General features: G+C 34.3%; 14 protein-coding genes. 10 read left to right on the top strand and 4 right to left on the bottom strand.

All coding sequences use genetic code 11. The features are described from left to right. The first annotated feature begins 79 nt into the window (after positions 1 to 79). The 5 genes from B0M43_RS04220 to B0M43_RS04200 all read left to right on the top strand — a co-directional run bounded on the left by B0M43_RS04220 (position 80) and on the right by B0M43_RS04200 (position 3,818). Positions 80 to 1,027 (top strand): 2-hydroxyacid dehydrogenase, encoded by a 948-nt coding sequence (locus B0M43_RS04220; protein ID WP_078006734.1) that lies wholly within the window; start codon positions 80 to 82, stop codon positions 1,025 to 1,027. Between the two features lie 180 nt (positions 1,028 to 1,207). After that, a complete protein-coding gene (locus tag B0M43_RS04215; RefSeq protein ID WP_199727151.1) occupies positions 1,208 to 1,579 on the top strand; it encodes a DUF805 domain-containing protein in 372 nt (123 codons plus the stop codon). Between the two features lie 16 nt (positions 1,580 to 1,595). Beyond that, positions 1,596 to 1,979 carry a DUF4234 domain-containing protein gene (locus B0M43_RS04210; RefSeq protein WP_078006735.1) on the top strand — a complete coding sequence of 128 codons (384 nt, stop codon included), beginning with the start codon at positions 1,596 to 1,598 and terminating at the stop codon, positions 1,977 to 1,979. Then, positions 1,954 to 2,418 (top strand): DUF2752 domain-containing protein, encoded by a 465-nt coding sequence (locus tag B0M43_RS04205; RefSeq protein ID WP_078006736.1) that lies wholly within the window; start codon positions 1,954 to 1,956, stop codon positions 2,416 to 2,418. Before B0M43_RS04210 ends, B0M43_RS04205 begins: the two co-directional genes overlap by 26 nt. A gap of 299 nt (positions 2,419 to 2,717) precedes the next feature. Continuing rightward, a complete protein-coding gene (locus tag B0M43_RS04200) occupies positions 2,718 to 3,818 on the top strand; it encodes a suppressor of fused domain protein (RefSeq protein WP_078006737.1) in 1,101 nt (366 codons plus the stop codon). A gap of 88 nt (positions 3,819 to 3,906) precedes the next feature. Here the strand turns inward: B0M43_RS04200 and B0M43_RS04195 are convergent, their stop codons facing one another. Next, the gene (locus tag B0M43_RS04195) at positions 3,907 to 5,709 is read right to left on the bottom strand and encodes a lysophospholipid acyltransferase family protein (RefSeq protein ID WP_078006738.1); all 1,803 of its coding nucleotides are present in this window, start codon (positions 5,707 to 5,709) and stop codon (positions 3,907 to 3,909) included. Between the two features lie 118 nt (positions 5,710 to 5,827). Here B0M43_RS04195 and B0M43_RS04190 point away from each other — a divergent pair, with 118 nt between their 5' ends. The 3 genes from B0M43_RS04190 (at position 5,828) to B0M43_RS04180 (ending at position 9,317) form a co-directional block, all read left to right on the top strand. Further along, positions 5,828 to 6,589 (top strand): exodeoxyribonuclease III, encoded by a 762-nt coding sequence (locus B0M43_RS04190; protein ID WP_065451955.1) that lies wholly within the window; start codon positions 5,828 to 5,830, stop codon positions 6,587 to 6,589. Positions 6,590 to 6,713: 124 nt separating this feature from the next. Then, positions 6,714 to 7,658 carry an OmpA family protein gene (locus B0M43_RS04185; protein ID WP_078006988.1) on the top strand — a complete coding sequence of 315 codons (945 nt, stop codon included), beginning with the start codon at positions 6,714 to 6,716 and terminating at the stop codon, positions 7,656 to 7,658. Between the two features lie 621 nt (positions 7,659 to 8,279). After that, on the top strand, positions 8,280 to 9,317 hold the full coding sequence (locus B0M43_RS04180) for an aldo/keto reductase (protein ID WP_168199924.1): 1,038 nt from the start codon (positions 8,280 to 8,282) through the stop codon (positions 9,315 to 9,317). Between the two features lie 138 nt (positions 9,318 to 9,455). On the opposite strand, the gene B0M43_RS04175 is transcribed toward B0M43_RS04180, so the two are convergent. The 3 genes from B0M43_RS04175 to B0M43_RS04165 all read right to left on the bottom strand — a co-directional run bounded on the left by B0M43_RS04175 (position 9,456) and on the right by B0M43_RS04165 (position 12,967). Next, the gene (locus tag B0M43_RS04175; RefSeq protein ID WP_078006740.1) at positions 9,456 to 11,102 is read right to left on the bottom strand and encodes a DUF4139 domain-containing protein; all 1,647 of its coding nucleotides are present in this window, start codon (positions 11,100 to 11,102) and stop codon (positions 9,456 to 9,458) included. A gap of 66 nt (positions 11,103 to 11,168) precedes the next feature. Next, entirely contained in the window at positions 11,169 to 11,792 is a 624-nt protein-coding gene (locus tag B0M43_RS04170) for a murein L,D-transpeptidase catalytic domain-containing protein (protein WP_078006741.1), read from the bottom strand. 14 nt (positions 11,793 to 11,806) lie between these two features. Beyond that, positions 11,807 to 12,967: a VWA domain-containing protein gene (locus tag B0M43_RS04165; RefSeq protein WP_078006742.1), complete on the bottom strand. Its 1,161-nt coding sequence runs from the start codon at positions 12,965 to 12,967 to the stop codon at positions 11,807 to 11,809. Between the two features lie 202 nt (positions 12,968 to 13,169). On the opposite strand from B0M43_RS04165, the gene B0M43_RS04160 reads away from it, so the two are divergent. Both B0M43_RS04160 and B0M43_RS04155 read left to right on the top strand, forming a co-directional pair. Beyond that, entirely contained in the window at positions 13,170 to 14,990 is a 1,821-nt protein-coding gene (locus tag B0M43_RS04160; protein ID WP_078006743.1) for a histidine kinase, read from the top strand. Next, a complete protein-coding gene (locus B0M43_RS04155) occupies positions 14,987 to 15,736 on the top strand; it encodes a LytTR family DNA-binding domain-containing protein (protein ID WP_065451962.1) in 750 nt (249 codons plus the stop codon). Before B0M43_RS04160 ends, B0M43_RS04155 begins: the two co-directional genes overlap by 4 nt. The last annotated feature ends 242 nt before the right edge of the window (positions 15,737 to 15,978 follow it).

The raw sequence follows: 15,978 nt of genomic DNA, 5'->3' as shown, positions 1-15,978 counted from the left end.
CTTTACATTTTGTTCGATGAGTAATAAAAGGAAAATATAAAGAATTAGCCGTATTTTTGTCCCCATAAAAACAACTACAATGAGCATAAAAATTCTGCATATCGACAGCAATAACCCAATTCTTTGGCAACAATTAGAAGATGCCGGTTTTGAAAACCACGCCGATTTTAAATCTTCTAAAGAAGAAATCGAGGCTAAAATTCAGGATTATAACGGAATCGTAATTCGAAGCCGTTTTAAAATTGATAAAACCTTTCTCGACAAGGCGACCAATTTACAGTTTATTGCCAGAGTTGGCGCGGGATTAGAAAGTATCGATTGTGATTATGCCGAAACAAAAAAGATTCATTTAATTGCGGCTCCGGAAGGTAATCGCAACGCTGTTGCAGAACATTCATTAGGTGTAATTTTATCTTTATTTAATAATTTGAATCAGGCCGACGCCGAAATTAAAGCGGGACAATGGAATCGTGAAAGTAATCGCGGTCATGAATTAGATGGCAAAACAGTAGGGATTATTGGTTATGGAAACATGGGGAAAGCTTTCGCTAAAAAACTTCGTGGTTTTGAGACGGAGGTTATTTTTTATGACATCTTAGAAAATATTGGTGACGAAAACGCCAGACAAGTTTCATTACACGAATTGCAACAAAAAGCAGATGTATTGAGTTTGCATCTTCCGTGGACTCCTGAGACGGATAAAATGGTTAATACTAATTTTATAAATGCTTTTGCAAAGCCATTTTGGATTGTAAATACATCACGTGGCAAAAATATCGTAACGGCAGATTTGGTAGCGGCAATGAAGTCTAAAAAGATTTTGGGTGCAGGTTTGGATGTTTTAGAGTATGAAAAATTATCCTTTGAAACTTTATTTCAGGATAAAAATACTCCAGAAGCTTTTCAGTATCTTTTAGAAGCTAAGAATGTATTGCTAACGCCTCATATTGCCGGTTGGACTTTTGAAAGTCACGAACGTCTGGCGCAGGTAATTGTCGATAAAATCAAGGCACTTTACTCAAAGTAAGCAGGATAGGAGATCGCAGAGCTTTGTTTGTCTTTTTTTTGGAATTTTATAACGAGTTTTTTCTGTATAATTTACGTAAGATAATTAGTTTATAAGGTTAATTTTTAATAATATTGTTTCCAAAAATAAGGAGTAGCCGAAAATCCAAAGAGTAGGAATTAACTAACTAAATTTATAATTATGATTGAATGGTACAAAAAAGTGGTTTTTGAGAACTACGCAAATTTCGACGGACGAGCAAGAAGAAAGGAATATTGGATGTTTTTCTTAGCGAATTTTATTATCAGTTTTGGTTTGGCATTTGTTCTAGGATTAATTTCACCTACTTTAGGTTTAGCTGCAAATGTATACAGTCTGGCAGTTCTAATTCCTTCTATTGCAGTTGGTGTTAGAAGAATGCATGATGTGGGTAAAAGCGGATGGTTCCTTCTTATTCCAATCTACAATTTAATTTTAGCTTGTACTGAAGGAGATAAAGGAGCAAATGAATATGGTGCGGATCCTAAAAATGAATTTAATGAAATTAACGAGATAGGAAACATTGAATCATAATATTTAATTACAAACAATGGAGAATAATTTACAAGAAACATCTAACAATTTTAATGAGTCAATTCCGGTATTTAAGGTAGATCCTGTTATGGTATTGCTTTTTGGATTTTTAACTTGTGGACTATATTTAATTTACTGGAATATTAAAGTATCCGAGGTTTTGAATGCTGTTGCCGGAAAAGAAGTTATTTCGCAACCTATTGCAATTTTTGCAGGATGTTGTACACCGGTAAATATTTATTTTTATTACTTGGCTGGTAAAGAAGCATTGCCAAAAGTGTATGAAAGAACAGGAGAGCTTCAAAAAGATCAGTCTACTTTATTAATTGTTTTAGGATTCTTTTTTCCTTTTGCAGCTGCAATGATCGTACAAGGTGATATCAACAGATTATACAAATAATAGCAGAGTAAAGCGTAAAGTTTACGGAATTATCGGTGCAGGAATTACACTGATAATTCCGTTTTTCTTAATGCTTAACAACCACAATGATCATTTAGAGACAGATCAGTCGTTTTGTCCTTTTAAGATGATTTCAGGTTTTCCCTGTCCGGGTTGTGGGATAACAAAATCTTTAGTGTATTTCTATCACGGAGATATTTATAAAAGTGTTAGTTATCATATTTTAGGGCCTTTTGTTATTGTATTTTGCTGGCTGACTATTATTATACTGACCACAGAAATCATTACCAAAAAAGAATATTTTACAGGGCTTTTATACAATCGAAAATTAGCCTATAATATGGCTTATTTCCTCGCCTTTTATCATTTGATACGATTAGTGTTATTTGTTAGAAATAATTCTTTTGATGATATCTTACATCAGTCGATTTGGTTTTAAAATAAAGGAATCCCATTTGTTTCACAAATGGGATTTTTTTTTGAGTGTCCCGCTCACTAAATTTAGCAGACAATTTTAAAAAATGTACTTTATAGCTTTAAACTAGTCATTGAGCTGATCTAAACGAGAAAAACGCTCATTCTATAAATGAAATTATAAATTACTTTTTCATGAGTTTCGACATAAGTTCCTGCTAACTCAAATTAAAAAGCATTATTTTAGTTTAAACTTAATAGTGTTTTCTTGATAAAACGTTACTTAAAGTGTAATTTTAATTTGAAAATAATAAATATACAAACATGGGATTATTTAGTAGAAATAATAATAAAATTGAAAAGCCTAAGGTTATTCTTGAGCTAAGAAGTCCTGGATGTCCAATAACTGCAATTGTAGAGCAGGATAATAGAACTGCCTACTTTTACTTGTTTGGAGATAATGAAGATTTTGGCACAAAAAGCTGCTGGATCAGAAATTTAAATGCGGCGCCAGATGAAATAGAGACAAAATTGATGGAAAAAGGTGTTCCGCCTATGTTAATCAAAGAATTTTGCAAATTTCGCGAAGGACAGGAAGAACTTAATGCTAATAATCTGGAAATTGTTTGGTTGGAAGAAGGAGATGGAGCGGCATTATTGGAAAACGGAGAAATCTTATGTATAATTCCTGCTTGGGGAGGTAATGGCGGATTTTACGGATACGCTCGCGATTGTAAAGGAACAGGCGATTTTGCCTGGGAACTTTCAGAAGATAATGAAATGCACACACGTGTTAAACGTTCTGCCGAATTTTTAAAATCATGGGATGAAGAAGTGAACCCTTTTATGTTTCTGCAGCCCGAAATTTTAAATTATTACGACACAATATTTGGAAAAAGTGAGAAGTATTATGCGATTGATAATTCAGAATGGCCTCCAAAAGGTCTTTATGTAAATCAAGGCGCAGAAAAAGTTGTTTTTGCAACAGTAGCTGTATCATTGCGACCACAGCCCAAAATAGAGATGTATTTTGAAAATACAAGTGATGTTAATAGAATAGAACTTGGAGTTATTATAAAGTCTGCATTGAACAACGACCAGGTAAATAAAATTGCGAGCTCTATAAGCGGAATGACGGCAATACCATGGGATTATGTTACTTTTTTAGCAGAAGGCCATACAGTAGGGTTTCAAACTGGAGTTAATGAAAAATTTAATTTTGGCATACTTACCAATAAGCTCAAAGTGCTGCCAGAAGTTAAATTACCCCAATATAGAGAATCAAATACTACTTTTTTATGGGTAGTTCCAATATCAAGTAGAGAAAGAGCTGAAATGATAGAATCTGGAGTTGAGGGTGTTCTTGCTAAACTAGATGATATTGGAGAAGAAATATTTAGTTTAAACCGGGAAGAAGTTGTTTAAAATTAAAGCAATAAAGGAAGTAAAGAAGGTGCTTTAAAAAAAGAAACTCATAAGTAATTGTACTTATGAGTTTCTTTTTTGATATGTTTTAATCTTCTTTCTCAGCTAATTTACGTTCCAGTTCTATCTGAAACTCTTCGATAACAGGTTTCATCGTGCTTTCAGGAATATCTGCTATTCTTATATACATTAAACCATCTACGGCATTGTTAAACAAAGGATCGACGTTAAAAGCGACAACACGTGCATTTTGCTTGATGTATTTTTTAATTAAAACCGGCAAACGTAAATTTCCAGGTTCTAGTTCGTCAATGATTTTATCGAATTTGTTTAAGTCAGATTCTGCTTCATCAAAGATGAAATCCTTGTCAGCATCTTTTAGTTTTACTTTATATGCTTTTTTAGGATGAATATATTGTGCAATATAAGGATCGTAATAATTCGACTTCATGAACTCAATCATCAATGATTTCGAAAAGTCAGAGAATTGATTACTGATACTCACACCGCCCAATAAATATTTATGTTCAGGGTAACGTAACGTAGTATGAATAATACCTTTCCATAACAAGAACAGAGGCATTGGTTTTTGCTGATATTCCTTGATGATAAACGCACGACCCATTTCGATCGATTTGTGCATCATATCATGCAGTTCAGGTTCGAATCGGAATAAATCATTCAAATAAAAACCTTCAATACCATATTTCGGGTAAATTTCAGAACCCAATCCCATACGATAGGCACCGGCAATTTTTTTGGTTTCATCATCCCATAAAAACATATGGTGATAATATTGGTCAAATTTGTCTAAATCTATAGATTCATTAGTTCCTTCACCTACTTCACGAAAAGTGATTTCGCGTAAGCGGCCAATTTCGTGCAGAATATTCGGAATCGATTTTGCTCTTGCAAAAAACACTTCGTAATTTTTACTCTGCAATAAACGACAATCACTATTTCTTAACGCATTTACTTCGTTAATCATTTCTAATTCGTTTGCAGGCGTAACGATTTTTTTAGGTGCTTTTGGTATTTTTAAATTAGCTGTGTCCAGTAATTTATGATCCTTTTCAAAAGGATTAGCAAGCATATAAGTCTTCTTTCTCAGGAATTCAGAGTAATCTTCAAAGGATTCAAACTCGTTTTGTTCGTTTACAGAAATTGGTTTTCCAATACGCACTTTAATTACACGATCTTTCTGCGTAAGCAATTCCGATGGTAATTTAGCAGTTCTTAAGGTATCATCAATTTTAGAAAGCCAATAAAACAATCGGCTGTTTTTAGCATGAAAATAAATCGGTACAACCGGAACTTTGGCTTTTCTGATTAATTTCAAAGCGCCTTCTTCCCAAGGTTTATCTACAACTAATTTCCCGTCTCTATAAGTCGAAACTTCTCCGGCAGGGAAAATTCCCAACGGTTTTCCATCACTTAAATGACGTAAAGTTTCTTTAATTCCAACTACGCTCGATTTAGCATCCTTATGATTCTCAAAAGGATTAACCGGCATAATGTATTTTTTTAGCGGAACAATTCGGTGTAATAAAAAGTTGGCAATAATCTTGAAATTGGGTTCTCTTTCGAGCATTAATTTCAATAGCAAAATACCATCAATTCCTCCAAGCGGATGATTTGAAATGGTAATATAAGCGCCATCTTTAGGCAAACGTTTTAAATCTTCTTCCGGAATTTCAAACTTAATTTGCAATTCATCCAATACTCCGTTTAAAAACGCAACGTCTTCTAAATGTTTATTATGATCGTAAATTTTATTAAGGGTAGAAATTTTAAGGACCTTCATAAGAATCCAGCCTGAAAAAGTACCAAGAACTCCGTACTTCTCAACATTTATTGCCTTTGCAACTTCTTTCGCGGTAACTAAACCCATGTACTATTTTTAATTTATTAGAGCAGCGAACAAAGATAACAAAAAAGTCTACTTTTCGCTGTTTCAAACACAAACTTTCCACTTTTTTATTACATTTGGAATCCTTAAAAAAACACTGATGAAAATTATTTCTTATAATGTAAACGGAATACGCGCCGCAATAACTAAAGGCTTTATCGAATGGTTACGTAATGCCAACCCTGATGTTATTTGTCTTCAGGAAATCAAAGCCACCGAAGAACAAATTCCGGTCGATTTAATAAAAGATGCCGGTTACCCTTATCAATACTATTATCCAGCTACCAAAAAAGGTTACAGCGGAGTAGCTATTTTATCCAAAATAAAACCCAATAATGTAGTTTACGGAACCGGAATTCAGCACATGGATTTTGAAGGTCGTAACCTTCGTGCCGATTTCGACGACTGTTCTGTAATGAGTCTTTACCTTCCGTCTGGAACCAATATCGAGAGGTTAGACCATAAATTTATGTTTATGGATGACTTTCAAACGTATGTTAACGAGCTAAAGCTAACAATACCTAATTTAATTATTTGTGGCGATTACAATATTTGCCACGAAGCTATTGATATTCATGATCCCGTTCGTAACAAAACCGTTTCTGGATTTTTACCGGCAGAACGTGCCTGGCTTGACGGATTTATGAAATCTGGTTTTGTGGATAGTTTCCGTCATTTCAATAAAGATCCGCATCATTATTCATGGTGGAGTTACCGCGCCGGAGCCAGAGGAAATAACAAAGGCTGGCGTATCGATTATAATTTGGTCAGCGACTCTTTACAGCACAGATTAAAACGTGCCGTAATTCTTCCAGATGCCGTACATTCAGATCATTGCCCGGTTTTAGTCGAAATCGAGTAAAGTTTGGTACTGTTCTTGTTGAAAGAATAGCGAGTTAAAATTTCAAAATTAATATTGTCATTGATATTGAATTTTGACATTGTTGATTATTAATGCGCCCCCAAAAATAAAAACCAAAAAGAATATGATTAAAAAGGCCTCCATCGGATTACTAGTTGTAGCTATGTCTATGACTTCATGCGTATCCAAGAAAATTTACAACGATCTTGAAACGAAATATTCAGATCTTAAAAAAGAAAACCGTTCCATAGCAGATCAAAATGCCGATTTGCAAAAATCAAAAAATCAGTTAGAATTAGAACGTGATAATCTAACCAAAGATCTAAATGCTACCAAAGACGAATTGGCAAAACAAAAAGCTGATTTGGCTGCGGCGCAAAGTAAGTTCAAAGTTTTGCAGGATTCATACAATGCATTAGAGAAAAACAGCAACGATGCATTAGAGAAAAACATGGCTAAAAACCGTGAATTGTTAGCTCAATTAGAAGCAAAATCAAAAAAATTGGCCGAAGAACAAGCAAGTCTTGATAAAACGGCAAGTCGATTAAACGAACTTGAAGCGATGATTGCTGCGAAAGAAGAAGCAATGCGCAAACTAAAAGAAACTTTATCTAAAGCTTTAAATGGTTTTGAAGGTAAAGGTTTGACCGTGGAACAAAAAAACGGAAAAGTATATGTTTCTATGGAAAACAAATTGCTTTTTAATTCAGGAAGCTGGGCCGTTGGAACAGAAGGTAGAAAAGCTGTTGTAGAATTAGGAAAAGTATTAGGAGACAATCCGGATCTTTCAGTTCTTATCGAAGGTCATACAGATGATGATCCGTATGCAGGTTCAGGACCAATTGCAAACAACTGGGATTTATCGACTAAAAGAGCTACAGCAATTGTAAATATTTTAAGCGAAAATGCTAAAATCAACAAACAAAAACTGACAGCGGCAGGTCGTAGTGAGTTTTCTCCGCTAGCGAGTAATGCTACCCCGGAAGGAAAAGCTAAAAACCGTAGAATCGAAATCATCTTAACACCAAGATTAGATGAAATCGCTGATATGTTGAATAGTATTAATTAAAGTTGCTAAGGTTCTAAGGGACTAAGTTGCTAAGATTTTATAAGGGCTCAGAGTTTTAAACTTTGGGCCTTTTTTGATTTCTATAAGTTTTTTAAACTTTAGAAGAGACTAAAATGCGATTTAATCGTGTAGTCCCTACGGGACAAAAAAGATTGGTTTTTTTATCGTTTTCTGCTACCGACATTTCATCTCTACGAGATATTTAAAGTATTAAATGTTTTGTTTTTTTAAGAAGTTGTTTTTTTATACTATGCCGTGAAATACTCCGTTAGGAGTTAAATGTTGGTAGAAAATAGAAGCATCGCCTATGTTATTGTCCCATCTGGCAATGTCATTAAGTTAAGCTTAGAAAAAATAATCTCGCAAAGGCGCTAAGACGCAAAGTTTAAACACAATGTTGTCATTTCTGACAAACCTTGCGATTTTCCGCCTGATTTATTCTGCATGGCAATATTGATTTTTTGGAATTGGAATTTTAAAAAATTGGAATTTACTTTTTATAACCTTTTTAACTTTTGTACAATTTTCATTTGAAAAATCCCGTCGTATCTTTGAATTTTATAATTCAAAAGCTGTAAACTTAGAATCCTAGTCACTCAGCAACTTAGCAACTCAAAAGAAATGAAGTATACCACACTACCCAACACCGACATAAAAGTTAGTAAAATAAACCTCGGAACAATGACTTTCGGGCAGCAAAACACCGAAGCAGAAGGACATCAACAAATGGATTATGCACTGGAAAGAGGAATTAATTTTTTTGATACTGCCGAAATGTATTCAGTTCCTGCAAACGAAAGTACTTACGGAAGTACAGAGAAAATTATAGGAACCTGGTTCAAGAAAACCGGAAATCGCGAAAAAGTGGTTTTGGCCTCTAAAATTGCGGGTCCAAACCCTAATTTTACTTATATGCGTGAGAAAGTAGATTTCTCTCCGGAAAGTATTAAATACGCTTTAGAAAACAGCTTAAAACGTCTTCAGACAGATTATATTGATTTGTACCAAATGCATTGGCCGGAACGACCAACCAATTATTTTGGACAACGCGGTTTTAAAGATCACGATGCTGAATGGGAAGATAATTTTAGAGAAACCCTCGAAACTTTTGACGGATTAATCAAAGAAGGAAAAATAAAACACATTGGGGTTTCTAACGAAAATGCCTGGGGAATGATGCGTCTTCTGGAAGAAAGTAAATATCATAATTTGCCAAGAATTAAAACCGTTCAAAATCCGTACAATTTATTAAATCGTCTTTTTGAAGTAGGTTCTGCCGAAGTTTCAAAATATGAAAATGTAGGTTTACTGGCTTATTCTCCTTTGGCTTTTGGAGTTTTAACGGGTAAATTTTTAACCGGAGAAGCACATCCAAACGCGAGAATCAATCTTTTTCCGCAATACACGCGTTACAACAGTGATCAATGTTTACAAGCGACAAGATTGTATCAGGAAATTGCTAAAAAACACGGCCTGACATTGACAGAATTGGCATTAGGATTTGTTTTGCAACAGCCGTTTTTAACCAGTGCAATTATTGGCGCAACCACAATGGAACAATTAAAAGAAAATATAGACACAATTGATGTGTTTTTGTCCAAAGAAATTTTAACTGAAATAGCGGGAGTTCAGGCGATAATTCCTGATCCGGCTCCGTAAATGAATAATGGCTTCGACTCCGCTCAGCCTGACAATCGTTAAAAGACGAATTGTTTCCTAATGTCATCCTGAGCGAAGTCGAAGGCTTGTTAACTAAAAAAATCCCGATACATTTTTTCTGTATCGGGATTTTATGTTTTAAAGATTCAAATTCTGGTCTTTTGGATATCTGACTTTATAACTAATTCTGAATTTCTTGTTTTCATTTGGTTTTAGCTGTAATTGCCAGGTAAGTATTCCGGTTTCGGCATTTATTTTTGCACCGTCACTTTGTAGCAATTCTACCTCAATTTCTTTATTGGTACTTAACGGATATTGATCTTTCAATAACAATTCAACCGCTTCTTTTTTATTGTTTCTAACCGTAATATCAAAAGTAAAAGTTTGTTCTTTCTTGGCAGATAAAAACTTAGTTCCTGATTTATCAGCCACTTTTTCTCGCTTAATCGAAACCTTTTTATCACGTCCCATGCTTAAATTCAAAGTATCGCTCGTTTGAGTTGGTTCGATAAAAGTTTTACCAACATACATGCCTTCAAAAATAATATTGGCTTCGCCTCTTAGTAAATTGTATTTACTGTAATCTGCAATTTCGGCCAAAAGGAAAGCTTCATTTTCTACTCGGGGAACTGCATAATATTTATAAGTTGCAGGAAGTTTAATCTCTTTTAATGAAACACTGTGTATTTTTCCGTTAGATAAAATGTCATAAGGAATATCAATATCAAACGAAACATTCAGTTGGTTTTCTGCGACAGTAGTATAATTTGAAACGGATGATTTTTCAAGTACTGGTGAAGGCATATCGATAGATTCGCTTAATTGTTCTTTTGAAATTTTAGCAACACTTCCCTGAATTTGATTCCTTTTACTTCTGGATGCGTAACCGCTCACGACAACTTCTTCCAGATAGGTTTGATTGGCTAAAAACCACGAACTTAATATTGGTGCCTGATTATTTTGATTAGGCAATCCGCTTGATAAAGTCAGTTTTACTTTTTTCCAGTCGATACCGGTATTCTGAACAACTTGTGCTTTGTACATCATATTAATTGGCGCTGTAACACTCTCGGCACGCAAATCATAAAATGGTGTCCAGGTTGCATTATTAGTTAAATAAGAAATGTCAAACGGAATCACTCCTGCATTTTGATTCATCACCTGCAGTATTAGTTTTCCTGATGATGTTTTTTCTTCTTTATTAGCGTTTACTTCAAGCTTATTGTTGAGTTTTCGAAGTGTTTCATTCAGCTTTTGCTGTTTCTCAGAAAGTGTATTAATGTTGTTGGCAATCTCGATTTGTTTGTTTTTATAATAATCCACCATTTTCATTAATTCAGCTACGTTCAAACCTGAATTTACGCCCGAAATCTGCTGGTTTTTATCTAAAAGCTGTATCGTTTTGTTTTCAGAATTAATGGTATTATTCACCTTCTGAATTTCTTTCTGAACCAAAACAATACTGTCTCTGACTATTTTTAGTGCAGGCGATTTAGAATCGGTTTCATATTCTGAAATATAATTATTGGTGAATTGAACAGAAAGAACGGTTACGCCAGATGGTGCGCCAATTTGCACAGAATTTTCATTTAAATTCACCGCAACATTTTTGATTACTATTTCGCTCGCACCGGCTGGTAATGTTGCAGTCGCGGTTTGAGATAGTTCGGCGGCATTAAAATATACTGTTGCTGATTGTACCTTCGCAGTAGTGAAAATAGGTTTTTGTGCCAATGCAAAAGTAGTTACTAATAGTAAGAGCAATGTGGCTTGTTTTTTAATCATGAGTTGATAATTTAGGTTTTAAATTTTGAAAGATATAGATTACAAATATCTAAAAGTTAAATTGATTTAGTAGTACATAACCAAAATGATTTTCTTTTTAGAATTATCAATCTTTTTTTCGATTACGCCAAAAAACTTTTCGTTGACCATTGGGCATCCCAAACTATTGCAAATGGGATTAATTTGCTCTTCAAAAGGAACGTCAACATATTTGTGAAGTACTATGTTTCGGTCGAAAGCATTACTGTTTGTCTTGTCTAAACCGTATAATTTATAAGCTTTGCCGAATCTTCCGGAATAGGAACCGCCAATGGCATATCTGCCTAAAGAACTACAATTCGAATTTTTGACATTGCTAAATTTTAGTTTTCCGTAGGTTCCTGTTTCAGATCCGGAGCCGTGCCCGACTAGACCTTTATCAAGTATTTTGTTGTGTTTTAAATCGTAAATAAAAAACCGGTTTTTTCCAGATTCAATCTTCATGTCTAAAAAGAAAACAACATCTGAATTGTATTTAGGCGTTTTCCCCAAAAAACTCCTGATTTCAGTGATCTCACTTTTTAGTTTCTCTTCGTAGGAATAAACCGGTTTTGAATTTTTAATACTTATCGATTCTTCTTTTTTGTTCATACATGCAAAACTCAGACCAAAAATGCTGCACAGAAGTAAAAGGAAAATTTTGTTTTTCATGTTATGTGCTCTTTTTATTTCTCAACTGTATATCCTTTCACTTTTGCAAAACCAACGATCGATGTATTAATGGCATTTCCCAGATCATCTTGTTTCTTGGTTTTCTTAGTCTCGGCATCAATAAATTGCTGGCGTTTTTTGCCCAATTCGCCAATTTCTTTCTGGATTGTGGCTCTTTCTTTTGTTTTTTGCTCGACAATTGTTTTGATCTCGGCTTCAGATTTATTCTGTAGTTCTTTTGGTAATTCTTCTTTTTTAATTTTAGAAATAGCCGTTTTATCCTCTTTGACTTTGTCTACCAAATCCCAGCTTTCATTTTTATAAACCGCTTTTGATTTGCTTACCGCACGTTCCGCATAGTTAGACGCAGAAACTTTTTGTGCATTTTTATCCTGCGTTTCCTGATTCATTTTTTTTGCAGAACCTTTGGCACCATAACTAATGTAAGTTTTGTTGATTTTTTCGTTGCATTTTGTAATTTCATCATCATACGGCGTCGCAATGTATCGCACAGATTCATTAGAATCAATATTAAAATATTTCCCTTTTCCGTAATCGGCACCGTTTTTCCATAGTTCGCGTATGCCTTGTGCTTTGTCTCCGCAATAAATAGTATTTACATAAATGCCATTTTTTAGGGCATCACTAATCGCTTCTTTATAATTAATCCCGCCCTGATTGAATTCTTCGTTTCCGGCAATATAAATCAGCTTCATATTGTTGTTGTCTTTCTCCCATTTTAGTTTTTTGGTTGCATCCTGAATAACAGCTCCGCAATATTCGCTGCCTCCATTGGTACTCAGGGCAAATAGTTTTTCTGAAATCAAATCAAGATCTGTAGAAAGAGGTGCTATTTGTCGTATATAATTCGATTTTTCAGATAATCCGTCATTTCCATATTCATATAAAGCAATTTCGATATCAGGCGTTTTTCCGTCATATTTTAAAGTGGTCAGCGTATTTACAATGTTCCAAAGTCTGGATTTTGCCTGATCTATCAAGCCATCCATACTGCCCGAGGTGTCCAGTAAAAGTGCTACTTGTATTTTGGTGTTTTCTGTCGTTATTGGTTTTTCGATCACGGTATTCTTTTTAGAATTTGCATTCGAAGAATTGCAGCTTGCAAAAGAAATTGCAGTGGCTAAAAGTGCTGAGATAAACAGGTTTGATTTCATGATTTCAAGTTTTAATTGTTGATTACAGATCAAACTTAAAAACTTAAAGACCTCGTTTTTTGCAGAAAGGGTGAAACGGTATTTTGACTTGGTGAAATGAGTTGTAAACGGAATATAAAATACTTTACTTTACATTATTGTTTTTTGAAGGTTCTAAAGTTCTGAGAATCTTAGTTGCTAAGACCTTAAAAGATTTTTATTTATGAGAAGTTTACGATCAGGATTTATTATTTCTATAATGCTGTTATTGCTATTTCCAATCGGAATGATGGCACAGGATTCTATTGCCAAAAAGAAGGCGATGCCGGTTTCGAAAATGAGTAAAGCGGTAATAAGTCTTGAAAAGTCTCTGGATAAAAATGATGAGGGAAAAATTGCCGAGAACTACGAACAACTGGCAAATGAATTTTTGAATAAAGGGAATAATGCAAAGGCAGAGGAATATTTTAAAAGAGCATTAAACAGTTATACCAAATTAAAACGGACTGAAGATAAAACCCGCGTAACGCGCAGTTTGGCCAAAGTACAGGAAAACCAAAAAAACTTTAATTCGGCGATTAAAAATTATGAAGTCGCGGGCGCATTATCAAAAGATGTTGCTGAAGAAAAAATAAATTTAAACGATGCCAACCGATTAAAAACGCAAGCGGCTCCAGTATCACAGGCAGTTTACGTTGACTCGAATATTGAATTGCTCAAAAAAGAAAATAAAGCTGGTGAAGTTGCTGAAGCTTATGTACAAAAAGCAGAAAATTCATTAAAGCAAAAAGATAAAAGTGTTGCAATAGAAAGCTATAAAAATGCCCTCGCTTACGCAAAAGACAAACCGGAGTCGATAATTAAAATTAAAAATGAAATTGCCAATGTATATGCCTCAGACAATCAGTTTGAAAAAGCAATTGGAATCAACGAAAAACTATTGGCAGAAGCCGTAACCAAACAAGATTTTAATACCCAAATCAAGCAACTGCAATCGCTGGCAGCTCTTTATTTTAAAAAAGAAGAACCAAAAAAGGCATTAGTTTCATTGAAAGAAGCATATGATCTGGCGTCTAAAAAAGGAAATTCGGCGGAAGCCAAAAATACTTTATCAGCCTTGGCAAAGTATTATAAATCTAACGGGAATGAAAAAGAAAGTATGGCGCTTTATGAGCAATTTTTTCAAAATTTTGATGAGTTAATTCAATCTGATACGACTTTGATTAATGCGAAAACTTTTCAAGTTACAGAAGGAAAAATTCGGCAGCTCGAAAAAGAAAAATCATTAAAAGATGAATTAATTACCAAGAAAAACACCTTCAACTACTTTCTTTTAGGATCAATTTTGTTGCTTTTGCTCTTGTTTGCCTTTATTGTAAAAGCGCTTTATGCTATTAAAACCAAGAACAAAGAAATCGCTTTGCAATCATTACGACGCGAGATGAATCCGCATTTTATTTTTAATAGTTTAAATAGCGTGAATCAGTTTATATCTGAAAACAAAGAACTGGAAGCCAATAAATACCTGACTTCGTATTCGAATTTGATGCGGGATATGATGGAGAATTCGAACAAAGATTTTATTTCGCTGGACAAAGAAGTCGAACAATTAAAAAAATACCTGGATCTGGAACATTTACGTTTTCAGGATAAGTTTGATTTTGAAATTACAGTTGATGAAAGTTTGGACAAAGAAAGGGTTTTTGTACCCAATATGATTATTCAGCCACATCTTGAAAATGCGATTTGGCATGGTTTGCGTTATCGGGATAAAAAGGGATTCTTGAAGCTTCAATTCCGGTTTGTTGATGGTAAAATTGTCGTGATTATTGATGATAACGGAATTGGTTTAACCAAAAGCCAGGAACTGAAAACGATCAATCAGAAAGTGCATGAATCCCGCGGTCTTAATAATACTAATGAACGAATTGGTTTGCTGAACGAATTGTATAAAAAGAATATTGCTTTTGAAATTAAAGAGAAAGTATTGCCGGAATCCGGAACAATTGTTCAGATTGTTTTTCCATTAATTGATACCATATGATGACTATTCAGAAGATAAAAAGTGTTATTGTCGAAGATGAATTGGCAGCGCGCGAAGTACTCAAAAACTATTTGAGTAAATATTGTCCGCAGGTTGAAGTTGTAGGTGAGGCGCAGAATATAAAAGAAGCTGTGCCGTTGCTGCATGAAATTCGGCCGCAATTGGTTTTTTTGGATGTTGAAATGCCTTTCGGGAATGCTTTTGACGTTCTCGAAGCGTGTAAAGATTTACAATTCGAAACCATATTTGTAACCGCTTTTTCTGAATATTCGCTAAAAGCCCTGAACCAAAGTGCCGCCTATTATTTGCTGAAACCCATTAGTATCGAAGAATTGATTGTGGCGGTAAATAAAGTGCAGCATCAAATCATGAATCATGAGATTTTCAATAGAAATAAAATTATTGTAGAAAATTTTCATGAATCAAAACCAGAAAAACAACAGGTCATTTTACCAACTCTGGAAGGTTTTGAAGTCGTAAAAATGGAAGAAATAGTTCGCTTACGCGGAAATGGAAATTTTACAGATCTCTATTTGAATAACGGAAACAAAAAAATGGTCTGCCGATTTTTAAAGCATTTTTCGGAGATTTTGCCTTTGCCTTTTATAAGAGTTCATAAATCTCATATCATTAATATGAATTGTGTAAAATCGTATAATAAAGGAGGAATTGTAACACTAAACGACGGAGCTGAAATTGAAGTGTCGCCTACTTATAAAGAAGATTTCTTAAAGAACTTTAAATAAGGTTTTGCCGCGAAGGCACTAAGGCGCAAAGATTTTCTTCTCATTTTATGTCATCCTTGACGCAGGAAGGATCACGCACGAACTTGACAAAGATTGTATTGTCATTGCTTAGATCTTCTATAAAGACTTTGCGTCTTTGCGAGCAATTTCACGCTGGTAGTAAAAACTTAAAGTAATAATCGCGCAAAGACGCAAAGTTTAATAATAAAAGAAAAAAACTTTGTGTCTTAGCGTCTTTGTGG

It is taken from the genome of Flavobacterium sp. KBS0721, from assembly GCF_002007065.3.
Taxonomy (GTDB): domain Bacteria; phylum Bacteroidota; class Bacteroidia; order Flavobacteriales; family Flavobacteriaceae; genus Flavobacterium; species Flavobacterium piscis.
The sequence above is the reverse complement of the archived record's forward strand: the minus strand, read 5'-3'. Positions and strand labels throughout refer to the sequence as shown.